The 16,792-nt window shown below is 71.7% G+C and carries 18 protein-coding genes and 1 pseudogene; 7 read left to right on the top strand and 12 right to left on the bottom strand.

Annotated elements, in window-relative coordinates:
- Positions 1 to 30: 30 nt before the first annotated feature.
- The 5 genes from ACFRKB_RS04295 to sigE all read right to left on the bottom strand — a co-directional run bounded on the left by ACFRKB_RS04295 (position 31) and on the right by sigE (position 4,842).
- Positions 31 to 696: a hypothetical protein gene (locus ACFRKB_RS04295; RefSeq protein WP_383103150.1), complete on the bottom strand. Its 666-nt coding sequence runs from the start codon at positions 694 to 696 to the stop codon at positions 31 to 33.
- Positions 697 to 810: 114 nt separating this feature from the next.
- The gene (locus tag ACFRKB_RS04290; RefSeq protein ID WP_383103149.1) at positions 811 to 1,299 is read right to left on the bottom strand and encodes a sec-independent translocase; all 489 of its coding nucleotides are present in this window, start codon (positions 1,297 to 1,299) and stop codon (positions 811 to 813) included.
- A gap of 93 nt (positions 1,300 to 1,392) precedes the next feature.
- The gene (locus ACFRKB_RS04285) at positions 1,393 to 3,111 is read right to left on the bottom strand and encodes a S1C family serine protease (protein WP_383103147.1); all 1,719 of its coding nucleotides are present in this window, start codon (positions 3,109 to 3,111) and stop codon (positions 1,393 to 1,395) included.
- Between the two features lie 88 nt (positions 3,112 to 3,199).
- The gene (locus ACFRKB_RS04280; protein WP_383103145.1) at positions 3,200 to 4,087 is read right to left on the bottom strand and encodes an anti-sigma factor family protein; all 888 of its coding nucleotides are present in this window, start codon (positions 4,085 to 4,087) and stop codon (positions 3,200 to 3,202) included.
- Positions 4,084 to 4,842: an RNA polymerase sigma factor SigE gene (gene sigE / locus ACFRKB_RS04275; RefSeq protein WP_383103143.1), complete on the bottom strand. Its 759-nt coding sequence runs from the start codon at positions 4,840 to 4,842 to the stop codon at positions 4,084 to 4,086. The genes ACFRKB_RS04280 and sigE overlap by 4 nt, the downstream gene beginning before the upstream one ends.
- A gap of 141 nt (positions 4,843 to 4,983) precedes the next feature.
- On the opposite strand from sigE, the pseudogene ACFRKB_RS04270 reads away from it, so the two are divergent.
- Positions 4,984 to 5,650 (top strand): annotated as a pseudogene (locus tag ACFRKB_RS04270) (O-methyltransferase).
- A 120-nt stretch (positions 5,651 to 5,770) separates the two neighbouring features.
- Here ACFRKB_RS04270 and ACFRKB_RS04265 read toward each other — a convergent pair.
- Positions 5,771 to 5,938, bottom strand: a complete 168-nt coding sequence (locus ACFRKB_RS04265; RefSeq protein ID WP_003966491.1) for a DUF3117 domain-containing protein — start codon at positions 5,936 to 5,938, stop codon at positions 5,771 to 5,773.
- 312 nt (positions 5,939 to 6,250) lie between these two features.
- On the opposite strand from ACFRKB_RS04265, the gene chcB reads away from it, so the two are divergent.
- Positions 6,251 to 7,054, top strand: coding sequence for a 2-cyclohexenylcarbonyl CoA isomerase (chcB, locus tag ACFRKB_RS04260; RefSeq protein WP_383103141.1), 804 nt, complete (start codon positions 6,251 to 6,253; stop codon positions 7,052 to 7,054).
- A gap of 18 nt (positions 7,055 to 7,072) precedes the next feature.
- Here the strand turns inward: chcB and ACFRKB_RS04255 are convergent, their stop codons facing one another.
- Together ACFRKB_RS04255 and ACFRKB_RS04250 are read right to left on the bottom strand one after the other, a co-directional pair.
- Positions 7,073 to 7,684, bottom strand: a complete 612-nt coding sequence (locus ACFRKB_RS04255; protein WP_383103139.1) for a DNA-3-methyladenine glycosylase I — start codon at positions 7,682 to 7,684, stop codon at positions 7,073 to 7,075.
- Positions 7,681 to 8,121 carry a DivIVA domain-containing protein gene (locus ACFRKB_RS04250; RefSeq protein ID WP_383103138.1) on the bottom strand — a complete coding sequence of 147 codons (441 nt, stop codon included), beginning with the start codon at positions 8,119 to 8,121 and terminating at the stop codon, positions 7,681 to 7,683. Before ACFRKB_RS04250 ends, ACFRKB_RS04255 begins: the two co-directional genes overlap by 4 nt.
- Positions 8,122 to 8,198: 77 nt before the next feature.
- Between ACFRKB_RS04250 and folP the strand changes: the two genes are divergently transcribed.
- Positions 8,199 to 9,071 carry a dihydropteroate synthase gene (folP, locus tag ACFRKB_RS04245; RefSeq protein WP_383103136.1) on the top strand — a complete coding sequence of 291 codons (873 nt, stop codon included), beginning with the start codon at positions 8,199 to 8,201 and terminating at the stop codon, positions 9,069 to 9,071.
- A gap of 143 nt (positions 9,072 to 9,214) precedes the next feature.
- Positions 9,215 to 10,255: a tetratricopeptide repeat protein gene (locus tag ACFRKB_RS04240; RefSeq protein ID WP_383103134.1), complete on the top strand. Its 1,041-nt coding sequence runs from the start codon at positions 9,215 to 9,217 to the stop codon at positions 10,253 to 10,255.
- Here ACFRKB_RS04240 and ACFRKB_RS04235 read toward each other — a convergent pair.
- Both ACFRKB_RS04235 and dapE read right to left on the bottom strand, forming a co-directional pair.
- A complete protein-coding gene (locus ACFRKB_RS04235; RefSeq protein WP_365973691.1) occupies positions 10,233 to 10,982 on the bottom strand; it encodes an LOG family protein in 750 nt (249 codons plus the stop codon). The two genes, ACFRKB_RS04240 and ACFRKB_RS04235, sit on opposite strands and share 23 nt — an antisense overlap.
- A gap of 128 nt (positions 10,983 to 11,110) precedes the next feature.
- Positions 11,111 to 12,190, bottom strand: coding sequence for a succinyl-diaminopimelate desuccinylase (gene dapE, locus ACFRKB_RS04230; protein ID WP_383103132.1), 1,080 nt, complete (start codon positions 12,188 to 12,190; stop codon positions 11,111 to 11,113).
- 102 nt (positions 12,191 to 12,292) lie between these two features.
- Here dapE and ACFRKB_RS04225 point away from each other — a divergent pair, with 102 nt between their 5' ends.
- The gene (locus ACFRKB_RS04225) at positions 12,293 to 13,300 is read left to right on the top strand and encodes a hypothetical protein (protein WP_383103131.1); all 1,008 of its coding nucleotides are present in this window, start codon (positions 12,293 to 12,295) and stop codon (positions 13,298 to 13,300) included.
- Between the two features lie 288 nt (positions 13,301 to 13,588).
- The gene (locus ACFRKB_RS04220) at positions 13,589 to 14,035 is read left to right on the top strand and encodes an ATP-binding protein (RefSeq protein ID WP_383103130.1); all 447 of its coding nucleotides are present in this window, start codon (positions 13,589 to 13,591) and stop codon (positions 14,033 to 14,035) included.
- Between the two features lie 100 nt (positions 14,036 to 14,135).
- Here ACFRKB_RS04220 and ACFRKB_RS04215 read toward each other — a convergent pair whose 3' ends face one another.
- Positions 14,136 to 15,230: a bifunctional succinyldiaminopimelate transaminase/glutamate-prephenate aminotransferase gene (locus ACFRKB_RS04215; protein WP_383103128.1), complete on the bottom strand. Its 1,095-nt coding sequence runs from the start codon at positions 15,228 to 15,230 to the stop codon at positions 14,136 to 14,138.
- A gap of 75 nt (positions 15,231 to 15,305) precedes the next feature.
- Positions 15,306 to 15,626 (bottom strand): ferredoxin, encoded by a 321-nt coding sequence (gene fdxA, locus ACFRKB_RS04210; protein ID WP_003985062.1) that lies wholly within the window; start codon positions 15,624 to 15,626, stop codon positions 15,306 to 15,308.
- Positions 15,627 to 15,766: 140 nt separating this feature from the next.
- Between fdxA and ACFRKB_RS04205 the strand changes: the two genes are divergently transcribed.
- A complete protein-coding gene (locus ACFRKB_RS04205; protein ID WP_383103127.1) occupies positions 15,767 to 16,780 on the top strand; it encodes a GNAT family N-acetyltransferase in 1,014 nt (337 codons plus the stop codon).
- Positions 16,781 to 16,792: the final 12 nt, after the last annotated feature.

Below are 16,792 nucleotides of genomic sequence, written 5' to 3'. Positions count from 1 at the left end.
CCTTACCCGTTGTTCTCGTCAGGCGTGGTTCTAGGAGGCGTACGTCCTGATGTCCTCGATCACCGAGAAGCCGAGCCCATAGGCGCTCATCCCGCGCCCGTACGCCCCGACGTGCACCCCGCGGCGCGCCGAGCCCGCCAGCACCCAGCCGAACTCGGACTCGCGGTAGTGGAACGGTGTCGGCTCCCCGTCGACCGGCAGCGAGAGCGTCGTCCACTCGGGCCCGTCCAGATCGTCGGCCAGCTCGAACGCGGCCTCCGTCTGCTGGTCCAGCCAGTTGTCGCGCAGCGCGTGGTCCAGCTGCGGGGGCCAGGTGAAGGCCAGCAGCCCCGAACCGGCCAGCCAGGCCGCGGAGGAGGTCGTGGTGGCGTCCAGGTGGCCCGTACCGTCACCGGTGCGCCGTTCGGGGCTCGTGGCCACCGTCACGACCACCACGAAGCGTTCTCTGTCCGCGGCCGGAGCCTCGGGTCTTATCGACGGCTCTTCACCGTGGCCCGTGGCGCCGTGCCGCACCGTTCCGTCGGCCGTCGCGCCGACCTGCATGAGCCAGCGTGGCCCGGTGAAGGCGTCGTCCAGTCCGTACCAGGGAAACGGCGCCCGCAGATAGCCTTCGACCGAACGCAGGGCGGCCGCCCCTCCTCCGGCACTGGCTGAGCCGGCCGCGTCCCGCGTGCCTGCCCGACTCGTCGTCTCCATCTGCCGACGCCTCCTCGATCGTGAGCGTCCGGAGCGGCCCGCCCCCGACGGGCGCCTCACTGCCGGACAGATGGAGAATAGCCACCACGTTCCGGCTCAGAGGGATTGTCGTACTCAGGTGGCGTCTGCGTCGAAGGGCGGACGTTCGGGCTGAGTGGGCTTTTCGCGCTTCTTGAGCAGGTCGGGGATGGTGGAGGAGCCCTTCGCGGACGACCCGATCGCAGCGGAGCCATTCGTGGACACCGGCGTCGCGGGGATGTCCGCGTCGGGCGCGCTCTCCGTGCCGTTCACCGCGTCCGCGACCTCGTTCATCTCCTTGCGGAGGTCGAAGCTGCTGCGGATCTCCTTCAGCCCCAGATCGTCGTTGTCCATCAGCTGCTTGCGGACGAACGTCTTGGGGTTGAGGTCCTCGAACTCGAAGTCCTTGAACTCGGGGCCGAGCTCGGAGCGGATGTCCTCCTTGGCGCTCTCGGAGAACGCGCGGACCTTCCGTATGAAGCTGGAGACATCCTGGATGACCTTGGGCAGCTTGTCGGGACCGAAGACCATCACGGCGAGGACCGCGATCGTGACCACCTCAAGGGCGCCAATGTCATTGAACACGTGCTGCTCCTCGAGTGGATCGAAGGTCGGGCGAGGTCCGGGCCGCTCCACGGTACCTGCCGGAACTGTCCGGGCGGTACCTTCGGGTGGCCGTCAGGTGCCGTCCGCGGAACCGAGAGTCAACTTCATGGTCCGTTCTTTACCGGCACGGGCCAGGGTCAGCTCCAGCCGGTCGCCGGGGCGGTGGGCACGGATCTTGACGATCAGCTCCTCGCCGCTGTGCACCCGCTGGCCGTTCACTTCCGTGATGACGTCCCCGGGCTTGATGCCGGCCTTGGCTCCGGGGCCGCCCGCGGTCACGGCGGGACCGCCGTCGGCGGCCTTGTCACCGACCTTGGCGCCGTCGCCCGCGTACTCCATGTCGAGGCTGACGCCGATCACCGGGTGCGTGGCCTTCCCGGTGTTGATCAGCTCCTCGGCGACGCGCTTGCCCTGGTTGATCGGTATCGCGAAGCCGAGGCCGATGGAGCCCGACTGGCCGCCGCTGAGGCCGGTGCCGCTGTCCGCGGCGCGGATCGCGCTGTTGATGCCGATGACCCGGGCCCGCGCGTCGACCAGCGGGCCGCCGGAGTTGCCGGGGTTGATCGGGGCGTCCGTCTGGAGCGCGTCCACATAGCTGATGTCGCTGCCGTCGCCCTTCTCACCGCCCGCGGTGATGGGGCGCTGCTTGGCGCTGATGATCCCGGAGGTCACCGTGTTGGACAGATCGAAGGGGGCTCCGATGGCCACGACCGGATCGCCGACCTGGACGCTGTCGGAGTTGCCCAGCGGGAGCGGCTTGAGCCCGGAGACGCCGGTGACCTTGACGACGGCGAGGTCGTAGCCGCTGTCCTTGCCGACGAGCTTGGCCCTGGCGGTCTGGCCGCCGCTGAACGTGACCGATATCTCACCGGAGGAGGAGGCCGGCTGGACGACATGGTTGTTCGTCAGGATGTGGCCCTGCCGGTCGAGGACGAAGCCCGTGCCGGTGCCCTGCTCGTCGCTGCCGCTGACATGCAGGGTGACGACGCTGGGCAGCGCGCTGGCGGCGATACCCGCGACGCTGTCGGGCGCGCGCCCGCCGGCTTCCGCGTCGGCCTGCGGGAGTTCGACGCTGGTGAAGCCGCCGTTGCGTTCGATGTACGCGCCGACCGCTCCGCCGAGGACACAGGCGGCGAGGGCGAGCGCCCCGGCGGCGACGAGCCCGGCCCGCCGGCCGCGCCGCTTGCGCGGCTCGCCGTACTGGGTCAGGGGCTGCTGCCCCGGCGCGTTCCAGGGGTCGTACCGGAGCCACTGCGAGGGCGCGGGACCGCCGGGCGCCTGGGCCTGCCCCTGGGACGGCGGCGGGGTCATGGGCAGCGGCAGGGGCTGGTGGTGCGGCTGATGCGGCTGTGAGTGCGGCTGCTGCGGAATGTGGACCTGCGGCGGCGCCTGGTGCGCGGGCGGCGGCATCGGCGTGCCGTGCGCGGGGGTGGGGCGCTGTACGGGCGGAGCGGGCGCCCAGGGGCCGGGTCCGCCGTAGGGCGGTGTGCTGTAGGCATCGGGCTCGTGCAGCGGCTGCGGGCGCCCCTGATGAGGCGCGGGGACCGCGTCGGCGGGCGCCGGAACCTGGTCAGTGGGTACGGGAACCGGGTCAGTGGGTACGGGAGCCGCGTCGGCGGGCGCGGGGGCCGGGCCGGCCGGCGTTGACGGCTCGTCAGCGACGGAAGGCAGCTGCGCCGTCATCTCGTCGCTCCGGGCCGGAGGCACCCCGGACCCCTGCGGTATCGCGCCCTCCACCGAGGGACGGCTCCACCACTTCGCCTTGGGTCCGGTCGGCTTCCCGTCGTCCATGCTCTCCCCGCAACTGCCATTCCGCGCCCTGCCGGGCACCCCTGCCAAAGATTCAATCAGGTTTACGGATGTCCGCGCAGGCGGCCGCTCAGCGCCTGGCGGAAAGGGGTGCGCCGGGCAGCGTCGGGGCGGCCAGCCGGGTGGGGTTGGGGGTGGCCGTGGGACTGATCCCGGACGCCTCGTCGATCTGGAGTGCCGAGCCTGTCGGCTGGATCAGCAGCGCCGGGGACGGACCGACCAGGGCGCCCGGCGAGAAGGGACGCTCGGAGAGGGTCTGTGTCTGGAACATGCCGGGAGGCGCGCCGGGGGCCGGGCGGTCGGCGGACCGGGACAGCGTTCCGCTGCCGCCGCCCTGACGACGGGAGGACTCACCGCCGACGGCGGGCGGGCCGGTGGTGCCGGGCGCCCGCAAGGGGGTCACATTGTTGCCCGCGCCCCTGGGCAGGGCATCGGCGGCCGTACCGAGGGGCATCGCCCCGCCGAGGGCCATCGCGGCGAACGACACCGCGCTGGCGGCGGCGAAGGCGAACCGCTTGCCGCGCCACGGCGACCGCTCGGCCTCCTGGCGGCCGACCTCATGGATCCGGAAGCCGGAGCCGCTGGGCAGTACGGCGGCATGGGCGCCCGCCGGTACATAACCGAAGCCGTCGGCGCGGACGCCGAAAACGCCCTCACCAAAGCGCCCCCCGTCGAAGAGCCCTTTTCCGTTGTCGTCGTCACCTCCGCCGGATCCGGGAAGGCCGCCCGGCAGCCCCTGAAGTCTGGCGAGCAGCCCGGCGGAGGGCGGCGGCGGAGCGGACTGGGCGAACACACTCTTCAGCCGGCGCTGGGCGTCGGCCTCCGCCTTGCACTTGGCGCAGGTGGCGAGATGGGCCAGCCCGCGCTCGCGCGCGTCATGGTCCAGCTCCCCGTCCACCAAGGCGGCGAGTCTGTCCCCCAAGTGCTGCTCGGCGGGGGTGGGGCTTGTGCCACTCACGCCGCTCCGCCCTCCCCGGCCACGCTCACGAAGGCGCGCTGCTCCGCCCTGGCCTCGGGGGAACGGTGCTGGAGTGCCTTGCGCAGATGCGAACGGCCGCGGTGGATCCGGCTGCGTACGGTGCCGAGCTTCACACCCAGCGTGGCCGCGATCTCCTCGTACGAGAGCCCCTCGATGTCACAGAGCACCACGGCGGCGCGGAATTCGGGCGCGAGGGTGTCCAGCGCCTGCTGGACGTCCGCGTCGAAGTGCGTGTCGTGGAAGACCTGCTGCGGCGACGGCTCACGGCTGGGCAGCCGCTCCGCCGCGTCGTCACCGAGCGCGTCGAACCGGATCCGCTGCTTGCGCCGGACCATGTCGAGGAAGAGGTTGGTGGTGATGCGGTGCAACCAGCCCTCGAAGGTGCCAGGGGTGTAGGTCGACAGCGAGCGGAAGACCCGGACGAAGACTTCCTGAGTCAGGTCCTCGGCGTCGTGCTGGTTGCCCGTGAGGCGGTAGGCGAGGCGGTAGACACGTCCGCTGTGCGTGCTGACGATCTCCTCCCAGCTGGGAGGCGTCCACGCCTGCGATTCCGCATCCGATGCGAAGGTCGCGGTAACTGCGGCGTCGGTGGAGCGAGAACGGTCAGCGATGTTGGTCACGGATTTCGGCTTGCCGGCCGACCTGAGAAAGCGCTTCAGCACTCCTCCCCGATCCACAGGCTCAGCCGCACCTCCCCTATCGGCTCTGGTGGTGTCCAGTGGAGCCCCTACCATAGCCACTCCGCCCGTTAGCTCCGGATAAGAATCTTTACGTGAATTTAGGCCCGCTCGCAGGTCTTGATCCAGGTGTTCCCCGCTTCTTCTTAACGCCCGGTCCCATCTGCGGGTTCCCGGGCGCAGCGGATACAGTCACCGTTGCGCCGCCAACGGGGACAAGGAGAGGGTCATTACCGCCAACCGGCAGACGAGCTGGGCGTTCGCCGACGCCTTTGTCGCCGAGGACGAAGCACTGCTCTGGGCCCGGGACCGGGCCCGGGAGACTGGGCTCCGCTCGGTGTCACCAGGCACCGGCGCCGCGCTGCGTCTGCTCGCTGCCACCCTGGACGCGAAGGCGGTCGCCGAGATCGGCACCGGCACCGGCGTCTCGGGGACGTATCTGCTCCAGGGCATGCGGCCGGACGGCGTCCTGACCACGGTCGACACCGAGCCCGAGCGCCAGCAGTTCGCCCGGCAGGCCTTCCGGGCCGCCGGCTTCGCGGGGAACCGCGCGCGGTTCATCCCCGGCGGCGCCCTGGACGTACTGCCCCGGCTCGCGGACGGCGGGTACGACCTCGTCTTCTGCGACGGCGACCGGCTGGAGTGCCTCGACTATCTCGCTGAATCGTTGCGGCTGCTGCGCCCCGGTGGCCTGGTCTGTTTCGAGGGCGTCTTCGCGGGCGGCCGGACGGTGGACTCGGCGGCCCAGCCCGCGGAGGTGCTGAGACTGCGGGAGCTGCTGCGGACCGTACGGGAGAGCCAGGAGCTCCAGTCGACGCTGCTGCCGGTGGGCGACGGGCTGCTCTGCGCGATGCGGCGCGGCTGACGTCCCGGAAGCCGGCGCCCCGGAAACAGCGCTCTGCCCCGGCACGGACATATCCGTACCGGGGCAGCGTGCTGTCTGTCCAGAGGTGACCGAACACCCCGGAGACTGTGAGCGCTCCGCTCAGCCGACGACCTTCTTCAGAGCGTCGCCGAGCGCATCCGCCTCGTCCGGAGTCAGCTCGACGACAAGCCGACCGCCGCCTTCGAGCGGAACGCGCATGACGATGCCCCGCCCCTCCTTGGTCACCTCGAGCGGGCCGTCGCCCGTTCGCGGCTTCATGGCCGCCATGCTCGTTCCCCTTCCTGAAACCAGCTCATCGCAGCCGGCGGCCCCATGACAGGCGCTGTGTCACCGGCATCGAACACATTGCTTCCAGCCCATTATCCCGCATGGCGGGACCCGATGACCAACATCGGACGGCATCGCTTGCGCAACGCGCTCTCGCAAAACCCCTCAATTCGGCGATCCGCCTGCGATACTTCGCCGCCGCGCGCTCCACCGGGGCCCGACTTTCTTAGACGCAGGTCACATGCCCGGCGCCGACGATCTCCGCCATGCTGGGGCCGGACAGGACTGACCGAGCCGCGAAGGGGACCGATCATGGCCGACACCGTGCTGTACGAGGTGACTGACGGACTCGCAACGATCACGATCAACCGGCCCGAGGCCATGAACGCGATGAACACCGCCGCCAAGGTCGCGCTCCGGGACGCGCTGCGGGCGTCCGCCGCCGACCCGGCCGTACGGGGTGTGCTGCTGACCGCCGCGGGCGACCGGGCGTTCTGCGTCGGACAGGACCTCAAGGAGCACACCGCGCTGCTCGAAGCGGACCGGGCGACGGGCAGCGGCGACACGATGAGCACCGTGCGCGAGCACTACAACCCGATCCTGCGGGCGATCACCGAAATGCCCAAGCCGGTGGTGGCCGGTGTGAACGGCGTCGCGGCCGGGGCGGGCCTCGGGTTCGTCCTCGCGGCGGACTACCGGGTCGTCGCGGACACGGCCGCGTTCAATACGTCCTTCGCGGGGGTCGCGCTGACCGCGGACTCCGGGGTCTCGTGGACGCTGCCGCGGCTGGTGGGCCGGAGCCGGGCGACGGATCTGCTGCTCTTCCCGCGGTCGGTACCGGCCCGTGAGGCGCATGAGTGGGGTCTGGTGAACCGGCTGGTGCCCGCCGCCGACCTGGCGGCCGAGTCCGCCGCCGTGGCCCGCGCCCTGGCCTCGGGGCCGACGCTCGCCTACGCGGCGATCAAGCAGTCCCTGGCGTACGGAGCGGCGCACTCGCTGGCCGAGACGCTGGAGAAGGAGGACGAACTCCAGTCGCGGGCGGGCGCGTCGGAGGACCACACCATCGCCGTGCGCGCGTTCCTGGCGAAGGAGAAGCCGGAGTACATCGGCCGTTAGCGGCGGCCCCCGGCCCCCTCAGTCCCGCCCCGCCCCCGCGCTCGCGCTGCTGTTCCGCGCGAAGCAGTCCGCCAGATGATCGTTCACCAGACCGCACGCCTGCATCAGCGCATAGGCGGTCGTGGGACCGACGAAGCGGATTCCGGCCTTCTTGAGGGCCTTGGCGAGCGCGGTGGACTCGTCGGTGACCGCCGGTACGTCGGCGGCCGTACGGGGGGCCGGGCGCTTCGCCGCGTCCGGTGCGTACGACCAGATCAGCGTGTCCAGCTCGCCCGCGGGCCAGTCGGCGAGGACGCGCGCGTTGGCCAGCGTGGCGTCGACCTTGGCGCGGTTGCGGATGATGCCCGGGTCGGCGAGCAGCCGCTCCCGGTCCGTGTCGGTGAACTCCGCCACCGACGCGATCTTGAACGAGTCGAAGGCGCTGCGGAAGCCCTCGCGCCGGCGCAGGATCGTGATCCAGGACAGCCCGGACTGGAACGCCTCCAGACACAGCCGCTCGAAGAGGGCGTCGTCGCCATGGACCGGGCGGCCCCACTCGGAGTCGTGGTACGCGATGTAGTCCTCGGCCGACAGACCCCACGGGCAGCGCCGCTTCCCGTCCGGACCCGTCACCACAGCGCCCTCGCTCACCGGCCGGTCTCCTCTCCGGGCCGGTCGAGGAGGTCTCCCGGCTTGTCGAAGAGGTCTCCGGGCTTCTTGAAGAGGTCGGGCGAGGAGACCGCGGTGGCCTGGACCCCGGCGAGCGCCGACTCCAGCTCCGCGATCCGCGCGTCCCGCTCCGCCAGCTCCGCGCCGAGCCGGCCGAGCACCTCGTCCACCTCCGCCATGCGGTAGCCACGCGCCCCGACCGGCAGCCGCAGCGCCTCGACATCGGCGCGGCCGACCGGGCGGGTCAGCGGCAGGGGATCCACCAGCCGTTCCGCGGCGGCCTCCGGCAGGATCGCGCGGTCGCCGCCGCCGACGACCGCGAGCGTGACCGCGGCGACGACCACGACCATCGCGATGAGCAAGAAAAGGAACACGAGCTTCTCCCCGGGCAGGAAAACGTCCGGTGCCGATCGTGCCATGCCCCACTGACAGCCGGGGCCGCCCGCTCCGGGACGACTAAGGTCGCAGGCGGACGAACACGAGGAGGAAACAGGGGATGCGCAGCGGGACTCTGCGGCTGGGACGTCGGGAATTCGACGCGCGTGAGCCGGTGATCATGGCGATCGTCAACCGGACCCCGGACTCGTTCTACGACCAGGGCGCGACCTTCCGCGACCAGCCCGCCCTCGACCGGGTGGAGCGTGCGGTGTCCGAGGGGGCCGCGATCATCGACATCGGCGGGGTGAAGGCGGGGCCCGGCGAGACGGTGACGGCCGAGGAGGAGGCCCGCCGTACGGTCGGCTTCGTCGCCGAGGTGCGCCGACGCCACCCCGATGTGGTGATCAGCGTGGACACCTGGCGGCACGACGTCGGCGAGGCCGTCTGCGAGGCGGGCGCCGATCTTCTCAACGACGCGTGGGGCGGGGTGGACCCCCGGCTGGCCGAGGTCGCGGCGCGGTACGACGTGGGGCTGGTCTGTACGCACGCGGGCGGGGCGGAGCCCAGGACCCGGCCGCACCGGATCGCGTACGACGATGTGATGGCGGACATCCTGCGGGTCACGCTGGGGCTCGCCGAGCGCGCCCTGGAGCTGGGAGTCCGCCGGGACCGGATCATGATCGACCCCGGCCATGACTTCGGCAAGAACACCCGGCACTCCCTCGAAGCGACCCGCAGGCTGAGCGAGATGGCGGAGACGGGCTGGCCGGTGCTGGTCTCGCTCTCCAACAAGGACTTCGTCGGCGAAACGCTCGACAAACCGGTCAAGGAGCGGCTGACCGGCACCCTCGCGACGACCGCCGTGTCGGCGTGGCTGGGGGCCCGGGTCTACCGCGTCCATGAGGTCGCGGAGACGAAGCAGGTCCTGGACATGGTGGCGGCCATCGCGGGCCACCGCCCCCCGGCGGTCGCCCGCCGGGGTCTGGCCTGACCTGTCCCTCCAGGTGATGACCGGAGGTTCCCGCGTAGCCCTTCGGACGGACTCCGGAACCCATACGCCGTTGGATTCGCCGGGCCCTCCCGCCGCCATAGCTTCGTGATCAGAGCAGCAGATGATCAGGAGGCCGCGGGAACATGTACGGCAAGGCGTTCGCACCCGAATACCAGGGCGAGTTGAAGTCGGCGCTGGGGGTGAATTCCTCGTACGAGGAGGTGCTGGCCACGGCGGGCGCGCTGCGGCGTACGGCCGCCACCCCGCTGGAGGAGGCACGCGCCTCGCTCGCCGTTGCCGAGGCCAGCCGGCGGCTCGGCAGAGTGGCGGAGGCGGGCGGGGCCTGGACGAGCTACCGCAGCGCGCGGCGGGCCGGTGAGCCGGGCGCCATGGCGTGGGCCCTGTGGAGCGGCGGCACCCTGGCCAGGCAGTGCGGCACGCTCCCGCTGGCGCGCCGGCTGCTGACGCACGCGTCGGATCTCGCGGCGGGCAGCGGCGACCGGATCGCGCGCGGCTACTGTCTGGCGGGCCTCGCAGAGACCGGCCGTATCCAGGGCGACTACGAGGCCGTGGCCGGTCTGCACGAGGAACTGCTCGCGGAGGCCAGGGCCCATGGCGAGGCCCGGCACATCGTCTGGGCGCTGTCCGGCATCGCGCAGATGCGCCGCAACACCGGTGAGCTGGATGCGGCGCTGGAGATGTTCCAGGAGTCGGTACGGATAGCCGCCGACGCGGACGACGCCCGGGGCCGCGCCTGGTCCCTGCGCGGTGTCGCGGACATCCTCTCCGCCCAGGGCCACCCCGAGCGGGCCCTGACGCTGCTGTCCGAGGCCGAGGCGATCTGCCGCCGGATGGATCTGGCGAGCGCCCTGGCCTACAACCACAAGATGCGCGGCAATGTCCTCTACCGGGCGGCCCGGTACACGGGCGCGCGGCGGATGTACGCGCGGGCGCTGGCGGAGTTCCGGGCGATCGACGAACCGCGGGGCGCCGTGCTGTCCCGGCTGGGCCTGGTCAAGTCCCGGCACTTCCTGGACCGGCCGCAAGCGCTGACACTGCGTGATCTCGACGGTCTGGAGCACGAGGTGGCGCGGATCGGACTGCTGCACGCCGGAAAGATGGTCAGGGCTTTCCGGTCGCAGCTGTCGGCCTCCCCCGAGGTCAGTTACGCGTCTCCTTCGTGACGAGCGCGACCGCCTCGTCCACGTCGTCCGTCACATGGAAGAGCAGCAGATCCTTCTCGGACGCCTTGCCCTGGGCCACGACGGTGTCCCGCAGCCAGTCCACGAGGCCGCCCCAGTACGCCGTACCGAACAGGACGATCGGGAAGCGGGTCACCTTGCGCGTCTGGACGAGCGTGAGCGCCTCGAACAGTTCGTCCAGCGTGCCGAGGCCGCCCGGCAGGACCACGAAGCCCTGCGCGTACTTGACGAACATCGTCTTGCGGACGAAGAAGTAGCGGAAGTTCACGCCGATGTCGACATGGGGGTTGAGCCCCTGCTCGAAGGGCAGCTCGATGCCGAGCCCGACGGAGATGCCCTGTGCCTCGCGCGCCCCCCGGTTCGCCGCCTCCATGGCGCCGGGCCCGCCGCCCGTGATCACCGCGAATCCGGCGTCGACCAGCGCGCCGCCGATCCGGATGCCCGCGTCGTACTCGGCGGAGCCCGCCGGGGTGCGGGCGGAGCCGAAGACACTGATGGCGCTGGGCAGTTCGGCGAGGGCGCCGAAGCCCTCCACGAACTCCGACTGGATACGCATCACCCGCCAGGGATCGGTGTGCACCCACTCCGAGTCGCCCTCGGTGTCCAGCAGCCGCTGATCGGTGGTGCCCGCCTGTACCTGTCCCCGGCGGCGGATCACCGGTCCGAGCCGCTGCTCCTCCGGCTTCCGCTCTCCGTCAGGCATGCCCATGAGCTGCTCCCTCCGCTGCTGTGCGTTTGCTCTGGGCAAGGGTAGGTCCACGCACGTGACAAACGACGAAATTCCGGCGGTCGATCAGGCCCTCGCTCAGTGAGCGCCACGCCCTGCCCGGGTGCCCGTCAGCCGGTGAGCCAGTCGCGGAGACGGTTCTCGCAGTGGGTGATCCGCTCGACCGCCACACGCTCGTCGCGCTTGTGGGCGAGCAGCGGGTTCCCGGGGCCGTAATTGACCGCGGGCACCCCGAGCGCTCCGAAGCGCGACACATCCGTCCAGCCGAACTTGGGCCGGGCCGTGCCGCCGACGGCGGCCATGAAGGCCGCCGCGGCGGGGTGCGAGAGACCCGGCAGGGCCGCGCCGGAGTGGTCGTCCACTGTGAACTCCGTCACGCCGCAGTCCGCGAAGACCTCGTGAACATACGCGAGGGCCTCCTCCTCGCCGCGGTCGGGTGCGTAGCGGTAGTTCACGACGACCGTGCACGCGTCCGGGATGACGTTGTTGGCGACGCCCCCCTCGATCCGTACGGCGTTCAGGCCCTCGCGGTACTCCAGGCCGTCGATCACCGGCCGGCGCGGCTCGTACGCGGCGAGCCGGGCCAGGATGGGCGCGGCGGCGTGAATGGCGTTGGACCCCATCCAGCCGCGCGCGGAGTGCGCCCGCTCGCCCGTCGTGTGGAGGAAGACCCGGAGCGTGCCCTGACAGCCGCCCTCGACCTCGCCGTCGGAGGGCTCCAGCAGGATCGCGAAGTCGCCCTCCAGCCAGTCCGGATGGGCCTCGGCCAGATGTCCCAGACCGTTGAGATGCGCGGCGACCTCTTCGTTGTCGTAGAAGACGAAGGTGAGGTCGCGGTTGGGCTCGGGGACGGTCGCCGCGATCCGCAGCTGTACGGCGACGCCCGACTTCATGTCGCTCGTACCGCATCCCCACAGCACCCCGTCGTCGTCCAGCCGGGAGGGCACGTTGCCGGCGATCGGAACGGTGTCGACATGTCCGGCGAGGATGACCCGCTCGCCGCGCCCCAGCCGGGTCCTGGCCACCACGTTGTTGCCGTAGCGGTCGACGGTGAGATGCGGAAGCGCCCGCAGGGCCTCCTCGATCGCGTCGGCGAGGGGCTTCTCCTCGCCGCTGACCGACGGGAAGTCGACCAGGCGGGCAGTGAGCGCCGGGGCGTCAAGAGTGAGGTCGAGCACGTTCTCAGACATGGTTCCGACCCTAGACGAGTAAGTCCGAAGCAGCGTCGTCCGCCCGGCGAGGAGACGGGCGTCGGCGGCGTCCGCCGTCACCGCCTCCAGTACGGTGGCCTCGTGTCCGAGACCGCCTCCCCCTTCCGTCGCGGCCGCCTCCTGCGTATCGCGGCCGCCCTCCTCGTACTGCTGGCCCTGGCCGCGTATGTGGTGGTGCAGTACGTGAGCGGTGGCGGCGGCCCCCCGCGCTGCCTCGTGCGCGCCGCGGACGCGGCGGACGGCGACAGTCCCACGTACGAGATGACCCCGGAGCAGGCCGCGAACGCCGCGACGATCTCGGCGGTGGGCACCACCCGGGGGCTGCCCGAGCGCGCGGTCACCATCGCGCTGGCCACCGCCCTCCAGGAGTCCGCGCTGCGCAATCTGGACCATGGCGACCGCGACTCGCTCGGCCTGTTCCAGCAGCGCCCCTCGACGGGATGGGGCACCGAGGCGCAGATCCAGGACCCGGTCTACTCGGCGGGCGAGTTCTACGACCATCTCGTCAAGGTCCCCGGCTACTCGCGGCTGCCGCTGACGGTGGCGGCCCAGCGCGTCCAGCGCAGCGGCTTCCCGCAGGCGTACGCGAAGCACGAGCCGGACGCCACGCTGCTGGCCGCTGCCCTCACCGGCCGGTCCGCCGCCACGCTGACCTGTACGGCGCCGACAGGCGCCGAGCCCGGGGACCCGGCGAAGGTACGGGCCGCGCTGGTACGGGACTTCGGGCCCGAGGTGCTGCCCGGCACCGACGCGGCGGGCCGGGCGGGTGCCTCGGGCACGGCCGCCGTGGTGACCGTGCCCGTACCGGCCACGACCGGGGGTTCGGAGAACGGCGGCTCCTCGTCGCTGCGCGGCTGGGAGCTGGCGCACTGGGCCGTGGCGCAGTCCACCGCCCTGCGTATCGACGAGGTCAGGTACGCGGGCCGGGTGTGGAGCGCGAAGAACACGCGCTCGGCGAACAAGGGCTGGCAGCGGACCCGCGTCTCGGAACAGAGCGCGCGATCGGACGCGGCATCGGGCGCCGCATCGGGTGCGGGATCAGGCGCGGATTCCGGCCTGGTGGAAGTTCGAATTCGCACTGCGCAGTAGTACGGCGGCGTCACCCGAACGGGCGAGTCCGCACCGCTCCGCACGGCATTTCTTCCGATGATTGTGCCGCGCGCCCATGATCCAACGTTTCCCTTGGGAACAAAGGGGAGTAACGGTTCAGCAGGGCCGCCGTCACGGGATCGTTTGCCCGTTTTTATCCGTAGCCGATAATGCGACGCATTACTAACTCTTTACCCTTGCCCGCCGCATCCTCCGCCGCCCTTTGAGGGGTTGTCACTACGTCCGATCGACGGACAAGCACTGTTTCTCTCCCCTCAAAGGAGCATCATGTCCCTCCCCCTGACCCGTCGGATCGCCCGTGCCGCCCTCCTCGTCGCCGCGGGCGCCGCCCCGGTGATCGGTGCGGCCGGCGCGGCGAACGCGGCCGCGGTCCCGCAGGCCACCGACCTGGGTGCGGTGAGCGCGCTGGACGGCGCCGCCGTGGGCGACACCGTCGACGGCGGCGCCCAGAAGGCGACCGGTGTGGTGGGCGACGCCGGCAGCAAGGCCGTCCAGAAGGGCGTCCCGGCCGCGGGCAAGACCGTCGGCAAGGTCGGCAAGACGGCGACGCCCGCCGTGCAGAAGGCGGCCGGTGACACCGCGGGCAGCGCCGGCCGGCTTCTGGGCGACACCGCCGCCTCCGCCGGCTCCGCCGCGGAGGGCGCCGCGCCGGCCGGCGGGCTCGGTGGCGGGCTGCCCACCGGCAAGCTGCCGGTGTCGCTGCCGCTCGGCTGACCCACGCGCACGCGCGCACGCGCGTCGCGACAAGAACGAGGGGGCCCGGGAAGCAGTCGCTTCCCGGGCCCCCTCGCCTGCCATGTGCGGTACGGGCGGCTCAGCCCAGCCGCTTGACCGCCGCCTCGACGCGCTCGTCGGTCGCCGTCAGCGCCACCCGTACATGCCGCTCCCCCGCGGGCCCGTAGAAGTCGCCGGGCGCGACCAGGATGCCCAGCTCCGCGAGGTGCGCCACGGTGTCCCAGCACGGCTCGTCGCGCGTCGACCACAGGTAGAGGCTCGCCTCGCTGTGGTCGATACGGAAGCCGTGCGCCTCCAGCGCGGCACGCAGCGCGGTACGGCGGGCCGCGTACCGCTCCCGCTGTTCCCGTACGTGCGTGTCGTCGCCGAGCGCCGCGACCGTGGCCGCCTGCACCGGCGCGGGGGTCATCATCCCGCCGTGCTTACGGATCTTCAGCAGCTCGCCCAGCACGGCCTGGTCACCCGCCAGGAAGGCCGCGCGGTAGCCGGCGAGGTTGGAGCGCTTGGAGAGCGAGTGGACGGCGACGATCCCCTCGTACGAACCGCCGCAGACGTCCGGGTGCAGCACCGACACGGGCTCGGCCTCCCAGCCCAGCTCCAGGTAGCACTCGTCGCTGAACAGCGGCACGCCGTGCTCGCGCGCCCAGGCGACGATCCTGGTCAGCTCGTCCGGGGCCAGGACGGCTCCGGTCGGGTTCGACGGCGAGTTGAGCCAGAGGAGCCTCAGCCCGGCGGGGTCGAGATCCGTCGGGTCGTCGTACGGGACGGGCTCGGCGCCGCAGAGCCGCGCGCCCACCTCGTACGTCGGGTACGCGAGCCGCGGGAAGGCGACGCGATCACCCGCGCCGAGGCCGAGCTGCGTCGGCAGCCAGGCGACCAGTTCCTTGGAGCCGACCACCGGCAGGACGTTCGCGTGCGTCACGCCGCGCGCGCCGAGCCGCCGCTCCACCCATCCGGTCAGCGCGTCCCGCAGCGCGGGCGTCCCCCACACCGTCGGATACCCGGGTGAGTCGGCGGCCTCGACCAGGGCCCGCTGGATCAGTGCCGGGACGGGATCGACGGGGGTACCGACGGACAGGTCCACGATGCCGTCCGGATGGGCCGCCGCCGTGGCCTTGTAGGGCTCCAGCCGGTCCCAGGGAAAGACGGGAAGACGCGATGAGACTGCGGACACGTGCTCACTCTTTCTCGTGTGCCAAACGCCGCGGTCCCGTACGGCGGGATGCCGTACGGGACCGGGGGCGCGCTGTCAGCCGTTCTGGGGCGGCAGCGCGGCGATGAAGGGATGGTCCCGCTCGATCAGACCGAGCTTGGAAGCGCCACCGGGCGAACCGAGCTCGTCGAAGAACTCGACGTTCGCCTTGTAGTAGTCCTTCCACTCCTCCGGGGTGTCGTCCTCGTAGAAGATGGCCTCGACCGGGCAGACCGGCTCACAGGCTCCACAGTCGACGCATTCGTCCGGGTGGATGTACAAGGACCTGGAGCCCTCGTAGATGCAGTCGACCGGGCACTCCTCGATGCACGCCTTGTCCTTGACGTCGACACAAGGCTGCGCGATGACGTAGGTCACGCTGTCGTTCCTCCTCGATAGGGCGCGGCGGGCCGATCTGCGGCTCCGTCCACGGGCGCGCGGGAGCGCGGCGTCGTCGATGCCCGCATCTAGTATCTCCGTTCTTGAGCGCGATCCGAACAGGAGGGGCGTAGAGAGCTGTGGAATTCACTGCGGGCGGACGGTTCGAGGTCCGTCTGACACGGGCTGACGTGGGCAAACGTGTATCAGTCAGACAGTTGACCGGCAGCGGGACCGGCGGTGAGAAGTTCACCGACACGGTGGGCGTTCTCACATCCTGGGACGCGGGTGTGCTGCTGATCACACGGCGCACGGGCGAGAGCGTCCGCGTCCCCGAAGCGGCGCTGGTCGCGGGCAAGGTCGTACCGGCGGCCCCGGCCAGACGACGGGGGCCCGCGGCCTCCTTCGAGGAGCTGGCCGGGGTCTGCGCCCGGTCCTGGCAGCCGGTGGAGAGCGAGCCGCTGGGCGAGTGGCGGCTCAGAGCGGCCTCGGGCTTCACCCGGCGGGCCAATTCCGTGCTGCCGCTGGGCGATCCCGGGATGGAGCTGGACGAGGCGCTGACACGCGTACGCCGGTGGTACGAGGAGCGGGGGCTGCCCCCGTACGTACAGGCCGCGACCGGCGCGGAGGGCACCCAGGAGCGGCTGTGCGCGGAGCTGGAGCGGCGCGGCTGGCGGCCGGAGGTGACGGCGGAGGTACGGATCGCCGCGCTCGCGCCGCTCGGGGACCGTGACGCCGATGTCTCCGGGGTGGTGCTCGGCCGGGGCGTCGACGAGACCTGGCTACGGCGTTACCAGCGGTCCGGTGTGCCGGGGCCCCATGTGCTCCACGTACTGAACAGCGGGCCTTCCGTGTGGTTCGCCACCGTGCCCGGGGAACCCGGCGAGAACGGGCAGCCGGGCGTACCGGCGGCGATCGGCCGGTGTGTGGTGGACGGACGCTGGGCGGGGTTCATGGCGGTGGAGGTCGACCCCGCCCGCCGCCGCCAGGGGCTGGCCACCGCCGTGATGACCGCGCTCGCCCGGCGCGCCCTGGAGGAGGGCGCGTCCGCCGGCTGGCTCCAGGTCGAGTCGGACAACGAGGGCGCGCGGGCGCTGTACGACGCGATGGGCTTCGCCATTCACCACCGCTACCACCACTTCCGATCGCCCTGAGCGGGTACGAGG

The sequence above is a fragment of the Streptomyces scopuliridis genome (genome assembly GCF_042790125.1).
Lineage (GTDB): Bacteria > Actinomycetota > Actinomycetes > Streptomycetales > Streptomycetaceae > Streptomyces > Streptomyces scopuliridis_A.
The sequence above is the reverse complement of the archived record's forward strand: the minus strand, read 5'-3'. Positions and strand labels throughout refer to the sequence as shown.

Excerpts from the sequence above, each read along its gene's own strand:
- ACFRKB_RS04250 (WP_383103138.1), bottom strand. The coding sequence starts at position 8,121 with ATGGCACGATCGGCACCGGACGTTTTCCTGCCCGGGGAGAAGCTCGTG.
- folP (WP_383103136.1), top strand. The coding sequence starts at position 8,199 with ATGCGCAGCGGGACTCTGCGGCTGGGACGTCGGGAATTCGACGCGCGT.
- ACFRKB_RS04285 (WP_383103147.1), bottom strand. The coding sequence starts at position 3,111 with ATGGACGACGGGAAGCCGACCGGACCCAAGGCGAAGTGGTGGAGCCGT.
- ACFRKB_RS04240 (WP_383103134.1), top strand. The coding sequence starts at position 9,215 with ATGTACGGCAAGGCGTTCGCACCCGAATACCAGGGCGAGTTGAAGTCG.
- ACFRKB_RS04295 (WP_383103150.1), bottom strand. The coding sequence starts at position 696 with ATGGAGACGACGAGTCGGGCAGGCACGCGGGACGCGGCCGGCTCAGCC.
- dapE (WP_383103132.1), bottom strand. The coding sequence starts at position 12,190 with ATGTCTGAGAACGTGCTCGACCTCACTCTTGACGCCCCGGCGCTCACT.
- ACFRKB_RS04220 (WP_383103130.1), top strand. The coding sequence starts at position 13,589 with ATGTCCCTCCCCCTGACCCGTCGGATCGCCCGTGCCGCCCTCCTCGTC.
- ACFRKB_RS04235 (WP_365973691.1), bottom strand. The coding sequence starts at position 10,982 with ATGGGCATGCCTGACGGAGAGCGGAAGCCGGAGGAGCAGCGGCTCGGA.
- chcB (WP_383103141.1), top strand. The coding sequence starts at position 6,251 with ATGGCCGACACCGTGCTGTACGAGGTGACTGACGGACTCGCAACGATC.
- sigE (WP_383103143.1), bottom strand. The coding sequence starts at position 4,842 with ATGGTAGGGGCTCCACTGGACACCACCAGAGCCGATAGGGGAGGTGCG.
- ACFRKB_RS04265 (WP_003966491.1), bottom strand. The coding sequence starts at position 5,938 with ATGGCGGCCATGAAGCCGCGAACGGGCGACGGCCCGCTCGAGGTGACC.